Consider the following 17850-nt stretch of genomic DNA (forward strand, 5'->3'; position numbering starts at 1 on the left):
TGAACGCACGCCCTGATAATACCAGTGACCAGTCCGCCACAGATAAAAGCAATGCTAAAGGCAATGCTAAAAGCTCAATCAACACTGAGGAATTATTGAACTCAGTCGGAGTCGTCACGCCCCAGACTCTTCATTTCGCTGAGCCATTAACTCTAGAGTGTAATCGCACTTTACCATCATTCGATTTGATTATCGAAACCTATGGTACGCTTAATAGCGACAAGTCAAACGCTGTGCTTATTTGCCATGCCCTATCAGGCAGTCATCACGCAGCAGGCTTTCATAGCGATGAAGATCAAAAAGCTGGCTGGTGGGACAATATGATCGGACCCAATAAGTCCATCGATACCAATCGATTTTTTGTTGTTTGTGTCAATAATATCGGTAGCTGCTTTGGCTCTACTGGTCCCACGACAATAAATCCAGATAGCAGTCAAGCACAAGTATATGGACCTGACTTTCCTCTGGTCACTATCAAAGACTGGGTCAAGACCCAAGCCATGCTTTCAGATCGCTTGGGCATTGACGTCTGGCATGCCGTCGTCGGTGGTTCAATGGGCGGTATGCAGGCGCTACAATGGTCGGTCGATTATCCCAATCGGTTAAAACGCTGTGTGGTCATAGCCAGTACGCCCAAGCTCTCTGCGCAAAATATTGCCTTTAATGAGGTGGCACGCCAGTCTATTTTATCTGATCCTGACTTTAAAGACGGACGCTATCTGCTAGCAGGCACTTACCCTCGCCGAGGGCTTATCCTTGCGCGAATGGTAGGACACATTACCTATCTGACTGACGATGCGATGAAAGCCAAGTTTGGCCGTGATTTAAAATCTGGCAAGTTTATGTATGGCTATGATGTCGAGTTCCAAGTCGAAAGCTATCTGCGCTATCAAGGCGAACGCTTTAGTGAAAATTTTGATGCCAATACCTATTTGCTCATGACCAAAGCGCTAGATTACTTTGACCCGACACGGGATTATCCATTAGAGACTGCTATAGATTCGTCGCCAGAATCTTTAGCCTCGTCCCTTGCTGAGTCTGTAAAAGCAGATAGTAGCGAAGACGAGCTAGCAAATACTTTAGCGGACAGTGCGGATATCGACAACATAAGTGCAACCAATCATCAAGAGCTGACCGCATTGAAAGCCGCCTTTGCCCATACTGAATGCCAGTATCTGATTGTGTCATTTACCACGGATTGGCGTTTTGCTCCCGAGCGCTCACAAGAGATTGTCGATGCGCTGATGGCGACTGGTAAACCGGTCAGCTATATCAATGTCGATGCGCCGCACGGGCATGATTCTTTCTTATTTGATATTCCGCGTTATATGGGCGCTGTCAAAGGCTTCCTAAATGCACCATTTATGACTGATAACCGAGACCAAAACAGTCAAAAAACATTAGGAGCGCGCTCATGAGAATGGATCATCAATTGGCTGAGCGTTGGATTGCCCCACACTCACATGTGCTTGACTTAGGCTGTGGTAATGGCGAGCTGCTCGCGCATTTACAGCAAAATCGCGGTGTAACGGGTTATGGACTTGAGATTGACGAGGACAAAATCAATGAAGCCATCGCTAATGGTTTATCCATTGTTGAGCAAGACTTGAATGACGGCTTGGCGCGTTTCGCTGATAATAGTTTTGATACTGTAGTAATGGCACGTGCACTACAAGCCGTCAAATCGCCTGATATACTGTTGCTTGATATGCTGCGCGTCGCTCGTGAAGCAGTTATTACTTTTCCTAATTTTGCCCATTGGCAGAACCGAATACATTTGGGTTTGAAAGGTATTATGCCGGTCTCAGAAGCGCTGCCTTATGAGTGGTACAACACCCCAAATATTCATCTATGTACCTTTAAAGATTTTGAGAAACTGTGCGCGCAGCATGATATTCATATTATCAATCGTTTTGCCGTCAGTGATTCTGAAAAAGGGCATTCACCGTTGATGACAGCATTGATAAGACAAGCGCCAAACCTATTGGCAGATGTCGCTATTTATCGCGTCACCAAACAAAAACCTAAATGATATTTGCTACTGCTAGTTCTTATTAAAAGTAATATTGACACCCATAAGTACAACCTTAACCTTAATAGAGTCTTAATCTATTCTTACACCTAAGTAACTCTATGATTTTATTGAGGACAACGAGGTATAGATAGGCAGTAAATCGTGTAATTAGTATTTGAGTTTCGTAAGTTTGGGTGTTAAGCTAGCGAAATAGTGTCAACTGCACCCCGATTAATACCGTTTGTCGGCTTTATTGGAATCTATTGGCACATGATAACGATTAATTATATTGCTAATAATTAGGTAAGTTGGTCTTGTAAGATGTCGCCTAATTGTTATCGCCGTCTAACTGTCTTTAGCGAGACAATGTTTAGCGGGACAATTTTTTTTGCTTATTAACTGCCTAATTTTGGAGCTGCTATGAAATTATTAAAAGCTGCGTTGTTTACTGCCATTTTTTCTTGTGCAGGTTTTGCCAACGCTGAGTTAATATCAAACGTACCACTTGATACGTCACGTTTTGAGCTAATGCCTATTAGCGAGCTATCTAATCGCGCGGCTCAAGGTAATGATCATGCTCAGTTTTATCTGGCCAAGCGTTTGCAAAAAGGCGAAGGCATTGCTCAAAATACCAAACAAGCGGTTCAGTGGTATACCAAAGCGGCTCAGCAAGGCGTTGCCCCTGCTCAGCTTAACTTAGCCATCATGTACTTGCGTGGTGAAGGTGTACAACCAAACCTACAACAAGCACGTGGTTGGTTAGAAAAAGCCGCTATGCGTGGTGATAACCGTGCTAGCTATACGCTTGCCTTGTTAGATGAAAAGCAAAAAAATCTAGTCGATGCTTATAAATGGTATGATTTGGCTGCCCGTGATGGCATGCTCGATGAAAAAGTCCGTAATAAAGCCCGTGGCAAAATTGGTCAATTGGCATTAAACTTATCCAGTGCTGATATCGCTAGTGCTCGCAGCAAAGCCGATACTTGGTTTCAGAGTAAATAATCTATAAATAAATTAGTTTTAAAACTCTTAGTCAATAAAAAATCCAGCCTATGAGCTGGATTTTTTGTGTTCACATAATGATAAATACTTACATTAACTGGCTTCGATAATGGCAATCTCATCATCGGTTAAGTCGTATAATTGATAAACCATTTGATCTATCTCACGGTCTGTACGGTCGATTTCTGCTATCAACCGCTTCGCTTTGGTTTGCTCAGCTAAAAAGTACTCTTCCCACTCGGCTTCATCAGCCAAGCTCATTTTAATTTTCTTTTTTGCCAGCTCTTTGATAAATTCTGCGTAAGTTATCTCATGCCAGTTTTCTAGCTTTTTACTGAGTTTGTCGATATCAAATTTGCGCTGCAAGGTGCGGATAAACTTGCTTGTTAAGTCCTGCAACTGTTCGTTTAGCGATAACATTAGATCGGCTTTCTCTGATAACAATAGCTGATTTTCCATGCTAGCTACTTTAGGCAGCGGAAAAGGTTCTAAAAATTTAGTTTTAAAAGTAAAATATCCACCTCTTAAAACATATCCTGTAGTCTTTAAAAAGAACCACATTATCGAAGAATTAAGTATAGTTAAATAATATTTATAACTTTCTAAATTATCTTCGTTCTTTACTAAGTAATAAACTTTAGTGTTATGAAACAATCCTTTTTCATCGAAAATCATATTCGTACCATATGATATTTCAGGAGTCATAATTTTTTCATTTTGAAAAGTCAATATATCTCTAGATCTATGCAAACTATACCAGTACTTCGGATTAGTCTTTTTTCTAATTTTTCTAGAAATCATCTCCTCTTTGAATTTAATCATGTAGTCAAAAACTAATGGAAAATTATTCTTAATGAAATCTTCTTCAAATGGAACTGTTTTCTTACCATTATGATAATGAAGATAGAGCATAAAATTGTTGGAACTTGGACTACTATACTTTTTTATATCTTCACCCTTTGATACTGGCTTCATAACAATAGCTTCTAGCTTTACATTCTCTTGCAACTGTTCAGAATAGCCTTCAAAGTAATCACCTTTTATCTCACCAGATAAAATAAAAATGTCATCAACTCCAGAATCAATACCCGCTCCTATCGAGCTGAACACATCTTTCAGAAAGTAGTTCTCTTTAGACAGCTTGCTAATTAAGGTAGTTTTACTACGATCAATTAAATTCCAATTATTGCCATCTAAATCAGAATAATCAACGTCTTTGTATGCTTTCTCATCGAATAGCTCTGTAGGACTAATATTTTTGAAACAGAGAGTGTTTTTTTGATCTAACGTTAAGTTGATTATACAAGTATAGGTAGATGCATCAGAAAACACTGATTCCTCTCCAAAATGTATTATGGAATGCACTAAACGTTTTTTAGCAAGAAAAGATCTTACACCATGACCTGCTTCTACAACTAAAAACTTATGAGGTAGAATGAAAGAAATAATCCCCTCATTGTTGATTATCTTTGAAGATTTTTCTATAAAAAGTGAATATATATCATATCGTCTAGTTGCACTTTCAAAATTCTTTTCATAATAAACTGTTTCATTTTGAAAATGTGATTTTAGACCTTGAACCCTCAAATAAGGCGGATTACCAATCACCACATCGAAGCCACCTTTTGCAAAGACTTGTGGAAACGCTGCTTGCCAATTAAAGGCTTTATCACCTGCGACTGCGGGATCATCAATCAGTGAGTTACCGCATTGGATATTATCATTCAGATTATTCAGCTTACGTCGTGGCTGCGCTGTCCGTAACCACAGTGACAGCTTAGCAATCTCGACGCTTTCCTCATTGATATCGACACCAAACAAGTTGTTTTCTAAAATACTGTTTTCGATATCAGGATATGCCAGACCGCTACCGAATAGCTTGGTTTCTAGCTCGACGATATAGTCATGCTCCGCGATTAGGAAGTTTAGCGCCTCATTTAAGAACGCCCCACTCCCGACCGCCGGATCACAAATGGTGATTTGTAATAGCCAATCTCGATACGCATTTAAGCTATCGAACGCTACCTTTTCTGTGGCAATCTGCTTGGCAGTTTTCTTCTTTTTAGTACCATCTTTATTGATGACCGCTTCTTGATAGTAATTCTCTTCATTAATACCCAGCTCAAGCTTTTTATCCGTACAGAGCTTGCCTACTGTGTTTTCGACGATATATTTGGTGATGTACTTCGGGGTATAGAACACCCCATCTTTTTTGCGCTTGGTTTGCGACTTATCGACCACCGTACCCTCTAGCTGTGCTTTTACCTCATCGAGTTCTGTGAGCGAGTTCTCAAAGATATGCCCCAAGATATTGACATCGACCTCACTGTCAAAGTCGTACTCTGACAGTATCTTGATATGGGTCTGTAGAATATCATCACTGATGATGACGCTGTCCAGCAGCTCATCCGTACTGAATAGACCACCATTATAGGCAAATATCTCGCTATGCTCATCCTTATGACCTTTGTCCAAATAACCAAAGTACGCTTTGACTCTATCGTACAAAGGCACGGTCATCTTAAGCGACTTGAGCTGTTCCCACTCGCTGATGATGCCTTTGGCAAAGTTGGCTGGCAGCAGATGACTGTCCTCAGCGAAGAAGATAAACAGTAATCTATCGAGTAGTTTTTGTGACTTTTGAAACAATACTAGATTATCCACGCTCGGATTATTGGTGATCAAATCATTGAATAGCTCACGTTTGAATACCGAGTAATCTTTATAGAGCTGCTTAGTTATCGCCTCTTCTTGCGATAGAGATGCCGACTTGAGGGTGGCAGGCAAATCGCTCATGATGCTGTCGCGATTGAGCAATAAATACAGTAATGCGAAGTCCGCTTGAGTCAAAGTGAATAGATTGAATTCTATAAACTCGACCGCATTATCGATATATAAGCGCAGCTTGTGAAAGTTAGAGGTGATGACATATCGGCACTTAGGCTGATTGTTTTTGTAGCCAAAAGCTTGCTGTTCAATCTTGCTTAGGTCAGTGGTATTCATGCCTTTTAGCTCGATTACCCCAATAGCATGACCGTCTTTGATTATCGCGCCATCGGCTTTTTTGCTGCCGGTCTGGTTTTTGAACTCTGTCGTTATATTATAGTTAGGATTTGGGTTTAACGTATAACCAAAGACATCGACGAATAAATCCCTTAAGAAGCCTTCTTGGTATTGCTCTTCTTTACTTAAGCGGATGTTGTCTTGCTTTGATAGGTTTAAAAAACAATGGCTATAAGTCTGCCATGCTGTCTCTAGCTGAGTGTTATCGAGTTCGCGGACATATTTTTCGATGATGATAGATTGAAACAGAGACATACGCGCGCCTTTACAATGAAATAAATAGAACAAAATGATGAGCAAACGCCTACTATAGCAAGCTCTACTCATCGGATAAACGCCTAAAAGCCATAATCGTTCAGATAAATTAATGAATAAGTCGTGTAGGCCTGTAACGATGCCATCAGCTATTAAATGATTCAAAACCTTAGTAAAATTTGCTACACTACGGGCGCATTTATCAATTCCACAATCATGCTAGTGTTATTAGTTTTATCCATTAGTTTCAACAAATAATTTAAACCCAACGCACTAGGTTTGCGACCTAGCCAGCAGGAGAAAAACATGAGTACTATTCAAGACAAAAATATAGATAGCAATATCCAAGACAACACGGTAACTGATAACAAGTCAGCACCTGCTTACGACAGCGTCACCAATAATATCGTCGTTGCCGCTTTATATAAATTCACCCGTTTTGCGGATTTTGAGCAGTACCGCGAGCCAATCCTAAATACCATGCTCGATAACGACGTCAAAGGTACGTTGCTAATCGCTAGTGAAGGTATTAATGGAACGATTTCTGGCACACGCCAAGGTATCGATAATGTCCTAGACTATCTGCGTAGTATCGAAGCGATTGGCAGTTTTACTTTTAAAGAATCTTATACCGATGCCCAGCCTTTTTATCGCACCAAAGTAAAGCTTAAAAAGGAAATTGTCACGATGGGTGTGGAGAATATCGATCCATTGCAGTCGGTAGGGCGCTATGTCAAGCCAAGCGACTGGAATGCCCTAATCTCAGACCCTGATGTCATCCTGATTGATACGCGTAATGATTATGAAGTAAAAATTGGCACGTTCCAAAATGCGGTCAATCCTAATACCGAAACGTTTCGTGAATTCCCAGAATACGTGGCAAAAGAGCTGGATCCAAGCAAGCATAAAAAAGTCGCCATGTTCTGTACGGGCGGTATCCGCTGCGAAAAATCAACGGCATTTATGCGCGAGCAAGGTTTTGAAGAGGTTTATCATTTAGAGGGCGGCATTTTAAAATATCTAGAAGAAGTACCTGCCAGCGATTCTATGTGGGAAGGTGACTGCTTTGTCTTTGATAACCGTGTCTCAGTCAATCACAACTTAGAAAAAGGTAGTTATGAGCAGTGTTTTGCCTGTCGTATGCCGATTACGCAAGCTGAGATGCAAAGCCCTGCCTACATAAAGGGTGAGTCATGTCCGCACTGTATCGATAAAGCGACTGACGAGCAAAAAGCACGCTTTCGTGAGCGTGAGCATCAAATGCAATTGGCACAAAAACGTGGTGAAGCCCATATCGGTAGTGACGTCATTGATGTCATCGAGAAGCGCAAAGCAGCTAAGGTCGAAGCTCGCCGTCAAGCAGACGCAGCCAATAAAACTAAAGCTGGCTAAATTTATGCCTTAGGGACATGGAAAATGCGATAAAAAAAGAGAGGCTCTTATGAATAGAGCCTCTCTTTTTTGTTATTCGCTATTTATAGCGCTAACTATAAATTCAAACTGTTATTACAAAACTTAAAACAAAATACGCACACGAATCGTTTCTTGAACGTCTTTTAGCTGATCTAAAGCCGCGGTTGAGTCGTTATAATCGACATCCATAACGAGATAGCCGACATCGCCTTCTGTCATCAAGCTCTGCGCCAAGATATTGATATTTGCTTCAGCAAACAGACGGTTAATCTGTGACAGGACGCCTGGTACGTTTTTGTGGATATGCAGCAGGCGATGCGTGCCTTCTTTAAACGGAATCGATACTTCTGGGAAGTTGACCGCCGTTGCTGTATCGCCTTGGTCAGAATATCGCACAAACTTATCTGCAACTTCCAGTCCAATATTTGCCTGTGCTTCTTGGGTTGAGCCACCGATATGCGGGGTCAAGATGACATTATCGAACTTACGCAGTGGTGATTCAAACTCTTCATCAGCAGATTTTGGCTCTTTTGGGAACACATCAATTGCTGCACCCAAGATTTTGCCAGATTCAAGCACGGCAGCAAGGTCATCAATCTCGACACAAGTACCACGCGCAGCATTGATAAAGTAGCTGCCGTCTTTCATATGCGCAAACTGCGCCGCGCCCATCATGTAGCGTGTGCTTGGCAGATCAGGTACATGCAAAGTCACGATATCAGCAGTAGATAATAGCTCTTCTAAGCTAGCTACTTGGACTGCATTACCTAGTGGCAGTTTGGTCAAAACATCATGATAAATAACTTTCATACCAAAACTTTCAGCCAATACAGACAGCTGCGAGCCAATAGAGCCGTAACCGACGATACCGATGGTTTTGCCGCGTACTTCATGTGAGTTAGTCGCAGACTTACCCCAACCACCGCGATGTACAGTGGCACTCTTTTCAGGGATACCGCGATAGAGCATAATGGCTTCAGCAAGTACCAACTCAGCGACCGAACGGGTGTTTGAGAATGGCGCATTGAAGACCGGGATACCGAATTCACGAGCAGCATCTAAGTCTACTTGATTGGTACCAATACAAAAGCAACCAATGCCGATAAGCTTATGTGCATGCTGAAGTACTTCACGCGTCAGCTGCGTGCGCGAGCGAATACCAATAAAATGAGCATCTTTAATCTTTTCAATCAGCTCATCTTGATCCAATGCATGACTGATATTTTCAATGTTTTGATAACCAGCATCTTTTAATACTTTTAAAGCATTGTCGTGCAGACCTTCAAGCAATAAAAACCGGATTTTGTCTTTTTGGAGTGATAACGCCATGTGAGAACTGTCCTATAATTGTCTTATAAAAATCATCTGAGGGATAAGCTTGGATGAATGAAACGAAAAGAGTCTGGATATCTTACACAAAATTGGTCGGCGATGTTAGCAGATTAGATGAATTATTGGTTATCAATCCTGAAAACTTTTTATGCTATAGTGAATCCTGCTATCCAAATGAGCAAGTACCCCTTCTTTATGCTATGTACGCATATACAGAGGCAAATTCATAATGCTCTATCGTTGCTACGCCTATTAAATTGCAATAAGATACATCGTTAATGTTCCCTTAATAACATACACCATTAAACACATTTAGTTATAGCCATTTGGTTATATGATAATTCCCATAATAATCCCCTCTATGCATAGCACTCACGTTGATACCGAGATTTGACCATGACTTCTTTATCTAGCCAAGCCCTATCTGAAACCTATACCGCGGCTGTCCAGACCCTATTAAATTCGCTGATTGACGCCCATCAGTTTGACGCCAGCCAAATCAAAACCGATAGCGAAAGCTTGGAACATTGGGGCAAAGACTGGACTAAGCACTTTGCTCCTGCTGCTGCCGCCATTGTCTTTCCAAAGACCACCGAGCAAGTACAAGCAATTGTATTACTTGCTAATGAGCATGATGTGGTATTGACCCCAAGTGGCGGTCGTACAGGACTGTCTGCTGGTGCGGTTGCCGCCAATGGTGAGATTGTGGTCAGTATGGATAAGATGAACCATATCGGACAATTCTATCCCGCCGATCGTATGGTTGAGATTGAAGCTGGTGTGGTCACTCAGCAATTGCAGCAGTTTGCCGAATCAAAAGACCTCTACTACCCTGTCGACTTTGCTTCAGCAGGCTCTAGTCAAATCGGCGGTAATATCGGTACCAATGCCGGCGGTATTAAAGTGATACGCTATGGTATGACCCGTCAATGGATCATGGGGCTGACCGTGGTGACTGGTAAAGGCGATATCTTGCAGCTCAATCGCGGTATGGTAAAAAACGCCACCGGTTATGACTTACGCCAATTGTTTATCGGTAGTGAAGGTACACTTGGCTTTGTCACCCATGCACAAATCAAACTTGAGCGTCAGCCGCAAGACTTAAACGTCATGGTCTTAGGCATGGACAGCTTTAATGATGTCATGAACGTGCTGTCTGCTTTTCAAGCAAAGATCGATTTGACCGCGTTTGAGTTCTTTGATGATGTGGCGATTGATAAACTAATGGCACACGGTCAAGTACAAGAGCCATTTGAATCACGTACCAAGTTTTATACCTTGCTAGAGTTTGAAGCGCCTTATGAGCCTATCATGGATAAAGCCATGGCGATATTTGAGGAGTGCATGGAGCAAGGCTGGGTCGTCGATGGTGTGATGAGTCAAAGTCTGGCGCAAGCGGAAGAGCTATGGAAACTACGCGAATATATCTCTGAGACTATCTCAGTATTTACCCCTTATAAGAACGATGTCTCGGTACTTATCAGTCATGTCCCTGAGTTTATCTCTGAGATTGATCATATCGTCAGTAGTAACTACCCTGACTTTGAAGTCTGTTGGTTCGGTCATATCGGTGATGGCAACTTGCATCTTAATATCTTAAAGCCTGAAAATATGAGTAAAGACGATTTCTTTAGCGAGTGTCAGGTTGTTAACAAGTACGTGTTTGAGACGGTACAGAAATATGGTGGTTCAGTCTCTGCTGAGCATGGCGTTGGTATGACTAAAAAGCCGTATCTACATTATAGCCGCAGCGAAACTGAGATTGAGTATTTAAAAGAGGTCAAAAAAGTCTTTGATCCCAATAATATTATGAACCGTGGTAAGATTTTCGATATGTAAGGCGTTTTTACTCCTGATATATCTTTAATTATTAAAGATATATAGAAAGACGCTCAATCGATAAGATTAGCGTCTTTTTTTATGCTCAAATAACACTAGGACGATATACTTAAGTGAATCGCCTATATCTTTCTAAAGTGGCATAAACTATACATACAGCAGCGCTAAACCTGCGACGAGCAGCACACTCAAAAAACCCTGAACAACTAAAAAAGCCTGATGCGGCGCAGCGACATGGCGCACCATATTACCTAGCGCATTGTAAGTGATGCCCGCTGCATTGATATGAGGCGGCGTATCAAAATTTTTGATCACTTGTAAGAATAATTCGGTATGATCAGGTCTCCAATCGTGGGGCGAAAATGGCAAAAACGGTGATAGCTGTGCCGCTTGTTTTTTGGTCGCAGGTGACCATAACCAACGTTCCAAAAACAGTAAGCGCATACGCCAATCAGAAAAACTGCGCTGCTTGATGACTTGCACTAATAGCACTTGAATGTTTTTATGACGTGTATCGACATATATACGCTGAATTAGCGTCAGTACTCTGGCCTTTTCACCCTCAATGCACTGCAAAAAATGCCCATTGCCATAGCATAACGTGCCTGTAATACCCTGCTGCTGATTATAATTACGCGCATGACTTTCTACTTCTTCGAATATCGTCGTACTAAAACGCGAACTAAGCGTCATGCTACTGACGTACACCAATTGCACCAGTGCAGTATCTTCAATGTCGTCTAATGTTCTAAAAGCAGCAGTATGAATTTCAGGCGTCATTAAAAATTCCTAACGGGTTAATATTAAATATGAGCAAGGAAAAACAACCAAATAAAATTAAGTATAAATTTATCAAATGATGTCTCGACGAGGCAGAAAGACTCACAAAAACCTAGCAAATCTTTACGACGTTTGACTGTCATTAGCTGACGAGCTTGATATCATACCAGTCGACATTTACTTCAATAAAACTATAATCAGCAGTCAATGTACGTTAAAAGGCAGTCAAAGCACCCTTGAAGTGCGATAGAGCCACTTGCAAACTTATAAAAATGCCTCATTAAAATAGATCATATGAGAAACGATCCTTATAACTTATTGTAAATACACAGATAAATGATTGTAACGATTCTCACAGCCTATTGGTATATTTTTCTCAACATTGTTATGCCGAAACCTTGTCCTTAAGTTGAGACTTAAATTTGCCGTTATTTATCCCACTTATATAAAAATTAATCACAAGATGTGTCTTACCTTCATTTATCAATATCACTTATCAACACCCGCATACAGAAACAACAGACAGGAATTTTATGAGTAAGATTGAAAAACCAGAAGACTTTCATTTAACGATTGCTGAGATTAAGAAAAAAGACTACCCGCAACTAAAAGCGTTAATGGATCGAGTCTATGTTAATTTAGGCGGCGCATGGTCAAAGAATACAATTCATACTTTGATTGACGCTTTCCCAGAAGGGCAGATTGCTTTATTTGATCATGACGAGCTGATTGGTATCGTATTATCTATGCGTGTTGATTATGCAAAGTTCTCTAATCCACATACCTATGATGATTTGATTGGTCATAAAGAGATTATCAGAGACAACCCTGAAGGCGATGCTATCTATGGTTTAGACGCTCTCATTGACCCTGAATATCGTGGTTATCGCTTGGGTCGCAGGCTGTATGATGCCCGTAAAGAGCTTTGTCGTCAGTTGAACTTTCGAGCTATTTTAGCTGGTGGTCGTATTCCAAACTACCACAACCATCAAGATTTAACGCCCGGTGACTATATCGATGCGGTTGCCTCACGTGAAATTCATGATTCTGCGCTTTCATTCCAATTATCGAATGGTTTTATCGTCAAGCGTATTTTGACCGCTTATTTGCCAGATGACAAACAGTCTAAAGGTTTTGCGACCTTACTTGAGTGGGCAAATATTTATTATGAGCCAAAAGACTACAAGCCAAATACTCGCAAATCTGAAGTGCGTATTGGCGGTATTCAGTGGCAGATGCGTGAAGTTGAATCGCCAGAGGAACTACTGCAACAGGTTGAATTCTTTGTTGATATTATGGCTGATTACAACTCTGACTTTGCCTGCTTACCGGAATTTTTTAACGCGCCATTGATGGGATTGTGTGAATCGACCGATCAAAACGTTGCGATTCGATTTTTGGCAGGCTATACCGAATGGTTTAAAAATGAGATATCGCATCTGGCTGTCAGCTATAACGTCAACGTTATTACTGGCTCTATGCCGTACTTGGACGAAGAAGATACCTTATTCAATGTCAGCTATCTGTGTCGCCGCGACGGTACGGTAGAAGAGCAACGCAAAATCCATATTACTCCGCATGAGCGTAGCGCGTGGGTAATTGAAGGCGGTGATGAAGTTAAGGTGTTTGATACTGATGCCGGTCGTATCGGTATTTTAGTCTGTTATGACGTTGAATTCCCTGAACTTGCCCGCCTAATGGCACTTGATGACATGGATATTTTGTTTGTACCATTTTGGACCGATACCCAAAACGGCTATCTACGCGTACGTCACTGTGCCCAAGCACGTGCGATTGAAAACGAATGCTATGTGATGATTTGTGGCTCAGTTGGTAACTTACCACAAGTTGAAAGTCTCGATATTCAATACGCGCAGTCATCTATCTTCTCGCCATCAGATTTTGCTTTCCCGCATGATGCGATTATGGCTGAAACGACGGCGAATACTGAGATGGTATTTTTTTCAGATGTGAATTTAGACAAGCTTATTCATGTCCGTAATGAAGGTTCGGTACACAATCTACTTGATCGCCGTGACGATTTGTATAGCTTGAAATGGAAGAGAAAATCTAAAATATCAGCCAGTAAATTGAGCGATGATGAGCTTCGAGAAAACTCTGGTAGCGTGCTTTTAGGCGATCCATTACAAAACCGTGCACAAAAGCCTTAAGTGAGGACTATCCAACCGTTAATTAATAGCATACTTAATTAATGAGACTCTTAATATTTTAATCATACGGCTGACTATTCAGCCGTATATTTTTATCTATTAAAAACTACAGTCAATTCAAAATAAAACAGATACGTTGTGTTCCAACACAGTACTGGTATAAATTTTTCTGGCATGCTGTGCTTACGCCGACAGAGGCTGCGTAAAATTCATCCCAGTCCTACTGTATCGCTTTAATACTGAATTCACTGTACTTATAAAAGCCACCGAGCAAAAAAGCAGCCACTATGACGACTGATAGCGACAAGACGACTGAGAGATCTAAAAAGACACCCAAGCAAAAAGCACTGTCACTTATTAAAACTGTGCTGCTCTACGGCTTGGTATTTGCCATTATTTATACTGCTGTTAACTGGTGGCGACAGCCGGTCATGCCAGCCGATCCACAGTTGCAATTAATGGATTATCAAGGGCAGAGTATTGATTTGGCAGCAATGAGTGCAGACAAACCCATGCTGGTCTATTTTTGGGGTACGTGGTGTCCGATATGTAGCGTGACCTCACCGAATATTAATGCGTTGGCTGCAGAAAATAGCTATCCAGTCGTTACTGTTGCTATAAAGTCCGGCTCTGACCAAGAGTTACACAGCTACCTTAAGCAAAACAACTATAGTTTTAATACTGTAAACGATAAAGAAGGCGCTATCTTTGATGATTGGCAAGGGCAAGTCACGCCCTCTTATGTCATATTAAAAAATGGCGAGATGAGCCAAGGGCTTACAGGTATTCAACCATTATGGTCATTAAAACTAAGACTGTGGCTGTCGTCAGTTTTTTAGGGCTGAAATTAAATAGTCTTAGTCTAGCACCTCACGCAAAAACCCCTATAGCAGAGCTCACTGCTATAGGGGTTTTGTCTATACATTTGAATAAATTAGGACATAAAACGCTGTGCAGCCGGCATCTTTAACATCAAGATCCAATAGATAGCGCCTGCTGGAATTAAGCTTGCATACCAAGAGATACTTGAGAATAATAGAGCGACTACAATCCCCACTACCATAGCGATAACAGCTGCCATGTTGACGCCCTTATAGGGACCATTTTCATCATATAGCTTGTCAAGATCCAGCTTTTGCTTACGTAAGAAATAGTAGTCAACGACTAAGATGGCAAATATAGGACCCAAAAACGCTGAGTAAGTTTGAATAAATAAGTTTAATCCCGCAGCAGATTCATCTTTTACTAGCTCCCAAGGGAATGTCCCAAAGGCAAGCAACCCAACAATAACTGCAGCAGTTTTATACTTAATTTTGAAGATATCCATTAATGCATAGGCCGGTGGTACGACGTTGTTTAAGATATTGGTAGTGACCTGCGCAAAAGCAATGAAAAGCATCGTAATGATTAATAAAGGCTTGTTATCAACGGCGCTAGAAAAAACCTTGATAGGATCAACTTCACCAGTCGCACTGGTCACCATTACACCAATTAGACCCATAAACAATGTTGCAGGTAGGATAGAGTTGGCATAGATGGCTACTTGACGAAAAAGACCAACATCTTCTTTTAGTTCACGCGAATAGTCAGAGACGTTAAGCATCATCGTACTGTAAACGCCTAAAAACAGCATGGTTGCGCCCCAAAATGGCGCTCCCCAAGTCCCTTCTGTATTGATAAGATTGGTTGAAATCACATCACCATATTTATTAATCACACTAATAAACATGTAAATCAGTGAACCAATAATAAAAATTGAGCCAATGTTTTCGAGCCACTTGATACCATGAAAACCCAAAACGGACAGACCAATTTGTAAAAACTGAAAACCAACAAAGAAAACGACTATATTGCTGTAGCCAAACAAAGCATCAGATACTAAGTTCAAGGCACCGGCACCAATCCAGCTCTGAAAGCCAAACCAGACAATCGCAGGTACAGAGCGCACCAGTGCTGGTATGCGACTACCAGTGAAACCAAAAGATGAACGACTTTGCACCATAAATGGGATGCCATATTTATGACCTGCGCGACCGTTAATCATGAGCGCTGCACCAATAACCGTACAACCAATGGCGATTGCTAGCACTACTTGTAATAAGTTAAGAGTACCAACCAAACCTGACCCAACGGTGAAGGTACCAATAGAGACACACCCACCTAACCAAGTAAATAAATAAGACCAAGAGCCCATAATTCGTGTGGTTTGCGGCGCTAGGCTCTCTTCACCAACCCCTTTATGCTCTATTGTTTTTACGCCTGCCGTAGCAACGGCTCCTTGAATATTGTCCATCACCTTCTCCTTCCTTGAGAATGTTGAATATTTATTGGTTAATAGCTGTTTCGTCCATCTCTATTTATTTAATGTTGGATAGGTACTGCATAGGCGCCAATTTTACTGGTTTTTAGACCACAGCCAACCAGTGCCTCAATCATACGAGTAGCCACAGTCACACCATCAATCACAGGCACACCCGTTTCTGCAGTCAGCCATTCTGTTAGGTCTGCCATCCCAGCACAGCCCAAAACCACCGCTTCGCAGTTGTCTTCACGCACTGCACGTAAAATTTCATCACGAACTTTTTCACGGGCGCCAGAGCCAGCTTCCTCAAGAGCAAGCACGGGTATGGCAGCAGAGCGTACTTTTCTGCAACGATGAGATAAACCATAACCATGAATCAAATCTTCAATCACGGCTACAGAACGTGGCAAGGTGGTGACCACACTAAAAGAGGTTGAAATCATACTAGCGGCTTTGACCGCCGCTTCACAAATTCCAATAACCGGACCTGAAAACACTTCGCGGCAAGCACCAATACCTGGGTCATCAAAGCAGGCGACGACCACACCATCAATTCCTTCTTGTTCCGCTTGTTGTAAGCGTTTAATCAAACCAGGGACAGAGAGCGCTTCATCATGATGTCCTTGAATAGATGCAGGCGAATCCGTTCCAGAAGCGCCAATAATGGTCGTACCTGCACTGGCTTTTTGACGCGCGCTTTCAACGATTTTATCGGTCATAGAAGTGGTCGAGTTTGGGTTCATCACTAGAATTTTCATAGAGCCTCGCTATTCATAGTTTATCGTCATTATTCACAGATCAGCAGCATGTTATATTTGTTAACAATCATTGTTAACTATTATTGTTAACAAAACAATCTATTTTTTTAATATTTGTTGTAGCGATAACAGTCGCACACTATAATTGCGTCTATGAAAATAGAGAAAACCAAACAAACAGTTCCTGTGCTCGATGAAATACCCGAGCAAACTATTATTAACTCCATCACCGCTGCGGTGTCAGAGCAACGCTTGCCCGCTGGAACAAAGCTTGGCGAGCAGATGCTGAGTGACTTGTTTAACTGCAACAGAGCCAATGTGAGGCGAGCACTCTCTACCCTTGCAACGATGCATGTGGTGCAATTACAGCCCAACCGAGGCGCTTTTGTTTCAACTCCGTCACCGAAAGAAGCAGGTGATGTGTTTGAAGCACGGCGCACGATTGAGCGTACGCTTGCCCGTAAAGTAATCAAAAATGCCAGGCTGCAAGACATTGCTGACATGCGTGCTACGATAGCTGCCGAAGCTGATGCGCGGGCGCAAGGTGATAAGCCTGCGGAGCTACGCCTATCTCGCACTTTCCATATGCAGTTGGCAATGATTTCAGGCAATACAGTTTTAGAGCGGTTTTTGAGTGAACTTACATTACGTACCACGCTAATCATTGGGCTATATAATAAAGTTGGCTCATCTAACTGCGCTGAAGACGAACATCTTGGCATGGTAAATGCCATTGAAAACAGGGATGAAGAAGGTCTGTTATTGCTGATTAATCAACACTTGAATCACTTAGAATCTAGCCTAGACTTTAAATGCGCAGCAAAACCTTTCTTTAGCTTAGCCGAGCAGCTGACTATCGTGCCTGCTTGAGTATTGGTAATAGAAATGCACTTTTAGCACCCTTTAAAGCCATTTACATTA

The 17850-nt window shown here is 41.6% G+C and carries 13 protein-coding genes; 8 read left to right on the forward strand and 5 right to left on the reverse strand.

The window, feature by feature from the left end; genetic code table 11:
* Positions 1-95: 95 nt before the first annotated feature.
* The 3 genes from metX (at position 96) to VLA57_RS05550 (ending at position 3016) form a co-directional block, all read left to right on the forward strand.
* A complete protein-coding gene (gene metX, locus VLA57_RS05540; protein ID WP_333954792.1) occupies positions 96-1418 on the forward strand; it encodes a homoserine O-acetyltransferase MetX in 1323 nt (440 codons plus the stop codon).
* On the forward strand, positions 1415-2032 hold the full coding sequence (gene metW / locus VLA57_RS05545) for a methionine biosynthesis protein MetW (protein WP_011512781.1): 618 nt from the start codon (positions 1415-1417) through the stop codon (positions 2030-2032). The genes metX and metW overlap by 4 nt, the downstream gene beginning before the upstream one ends.
* A gap of 402 nt (positions 2033-2434) precedes the next feature.
* Positions 2435-3016 (forward strand): tetratricopeptide repeat protein, encoded by a 582-nt coding sequence (locus VLA57_RS05550; RefSeq protein WP_011512780.1) that lies wholly within the window; start codon positions 2435-2437, stop codon positions 3014-3016.
* A 93-nt stretch (positions 3017-3109) separates the two neighbouring features.
* Here VLA57_RS05550 and VLA57_RS05555 read toward each other — a convergent pair whose 3' ends face one another.
* On the reverse strand, positions 3110-6334 hold the full coding sequence (locus VLA57_RS05555; RefSeq protein WP_201530767.1) for an Eco57I restriction-modification methylase domain-containing protein: 3225 nt from the start codon (positions 6332-6334) through the stop codon (positions 3110-3112).
* A gap of 306 nt (positions 6335-6640) precedes the next feature.
* Between VLA57_RS05555 and trhO the strand changes: the two genes are divergently transcribed.
* Entirely contained in the window at positions 6641-7726 is a 1086-nt protein-coding gene (gene trhO / locus VLA57_RS05560) for an oxygen-dependent tRNA uridine(34) hydroxylase TrhO (RefSeq protein ID WP_333954526.1), read from the forward strand.
* 123 nt (positions 7727-7849) lie between these two features.
* Here the strand turns inward: trhO and serA are convergent, their stop codons facing one another.
* The gene (serA, locus tag VLA57_RS05565; RefSeq protein WP_011512778.1) at positions 7850-9076 is read right to left on the reverse strand and encodes a phosphoglycerate dehydrogenase; all 1227 of its coding nucleotides are present in this window, start codon (positions 9074-9076) and stop codon (positions 7850-7852) included.
* A gap of 399 nt (positions 9077-9475) precedes the next feature.
* Between serA and VLA57_RS05570 the strand changes: the two genes are divergently transcribed.
* Complete coding sequence (locus VLA57_RS05570; protein ID WP_333954527.1) at positions 9476-10918, forward strand: FAD-binding oxidoreductase; 1443 nt, start codon at positions 9476-9478, stop codon at positions 10916-10918.
* 147 nt (positions 10919-11065) lie between these two features.
* Here the strand turns inward: VLA57_RS05570 and VLA57_RS05575 are convergent, their stop codons facing one another.
* Positions 11066-11698: a BLUF domain-containing protein gene (locus tag VLA57_RS05575; RefSeq protein ID WP_020442745.1), complete on the reverse strand. Its 633-nt coding sequence runs from the start codon at positions 11696-11698 to the stop codon at positions 11066-11068.
* Positions 11699-12231: 533 nt separating this feature from the next.
* On the opposite strand from VLA57_RS05575, the gene VLA57_RS05580 reads away from it, so the two are divergent.
* Both VLA57_RS05580 and VLA57_RS05585 read left to right on the forward strand, forming a co-directional pair.
* On the forward strand, positions 12232-13869 hold the full coding sequence (locus tag VLA57_RS05580; RefSeq protein ID WP_201530774.1) for a carbon-nitrogen hydrolase family protein: 1638 nt from the start codon (positions 12232-12234) through the stop codon (positions 13867-13869).
* A 287-nt stretch (positions 13870-14156) separates the two neighbouring features.
* On the forward strand, positions 14157-14708 hold the full coding sequence (locus VLA57_RS05585; RefSeq protein ID WP_333954528.1) for a protein disulfide oxidoreductase: 552 nt from the start codon (positions 14157-14159) through the stop codon (positions 14706-14708).
* A 95-nt stretch (positions 14709-14803) separates the two neighbouring features.
* Here the strand turns inward: VLA57_RS05585 and VLA57_RS05590 are convergent, their stop codons facing one another.
* Positions 14804-16162: an NCS1 family transporter gene (locus VLA57_RS05590; RefSeq protein ID WP_011512773.1), complete on the reverse strand. Its 1359-nt coding sequence runs from the start codon at positions 16160-16162 to the stop codon at positions 14804-14806.
* Between the two features lie 68 nt (positions 16163-16230).
* Complete coding sequence (locus VLA57_RS05595; protein WP_041772206.1) at positions 16231-16929, reverse strand: aspartate/glutamate racemase family protein; 699 nt, start codon at positions 16927-16929, stop codon at positions 16231-16233.
* Between the two features lie 153 nt (positions 16930-17082).
* Between VLA57_RS05595 and VLA57_RS05600 the strand changes: the two genes are divergently transcribed.
* Complete coding sequence (locus VLA57_RS05600; RefSeq protein ID WP_149493177.1) at positions 17083-17799, forward strand: GntR family transcriptional regulator; 717 nt, start codon at positions 17083-17085, stop codon at positions 17797-17799.
* Positions 17800-17850 lie beyond the last annotated feature (51 nt).

This window comes from Psychrobacter sp. S4(2024) (assembly GCF_036861305.1).
Classification (GTDB): Bacteria; Pseudomonadota; Gammaproteobacteria; order Pseudomonadales; family Moraxellaceae; genus Psychrobacter; species Psychrobacter cryohalolentis.

Excerpts from the sequence above, each read along its gene's own strand:
- VLA57_RS05550 (WP_011512780.1), top strand. The coding sequence starts at position 2,435 with ATGAAATTATTAAAAGCTGCGTTGTTTACTGCCATTTTTTCTTGTGCA.
- serA (WP_011512778.1), bottom strand. The coding sequence starts at position 9,076 with ATGGCGTTATCACTCCAAAAAGACAAAATCCGGTTTTTATTGCTTGAA.
- VLA57_RS05575 (WP_020442745.1), bottom strand. The coding sequence starts at position 11,698 with ATGACGCCTGAAATTCATACTGCTGCTTTTAGAACATTAGACGACATT.
- VLA57_RS05595 (WP_041772206.1), bottom strand. The coding sequence starts at position 16,929 with ATGAAAATTCTAGTGATGAACCCAAACTCGACCACTTCTATGACCGAT.
- VLA57_RS05580 (WP_201530774.1), top strand. The coding sequence starts at position 12,232 with ATGAGTAAGATTGAAAAACCAGAAGACTTTCATTTAACGATTGCTGAG.
- VLA57_RS05570 (WP_333954527.1), top strand. The coding sequence starts at position 9,476 with ATGACTTCTTTATCTAGCCAAGCCCTATCTGAAACCTATACCGCGGCT.
- VLA57_RS05555 (WP_201530767.1), bottom strand. The coding sequence starts at position 6,334 with ATGTCTCTGTTTCAATCTATCATCATCGAAAAATATGTCCGCGAACTC.
- VLA57_RS05590 (WP_011512773.1), bottom strand. The coding sequence starts at position 16,162 with ATGGACAATATTCAAGGAGCCGTTGCTACGGCAGGCGTAAAAACAATA.
- trhO (WP_333954526.1), top strand. The coding sequence starts at position 6,641 with ATGAGTACTATTCAAGACAAAAATATAGATAGCAATATCCAAGACAAC.
- metW (WP_011512781.1), top strand. The coding sequence starts at position 1,415 with ATGAGAATGGATCATCAATTGGCTGAGCGTTGGATTGCCCCACACTCA.
- VLA57_RS05600 (WP_149493177.1), top strand. The coding sequence starts at position 17,083 with ATGAAAATAGAGAAAACCAAACAAACAGTTCCTGTGCTCGATGAAATA.
- VLA57_RS05585 (WP_333954528.1), top strand. The coding sequence starts at position 14,157 with ATGACGACTGATAGCGACAAGACGACTGAGAGATCTAAAAAGACACCC.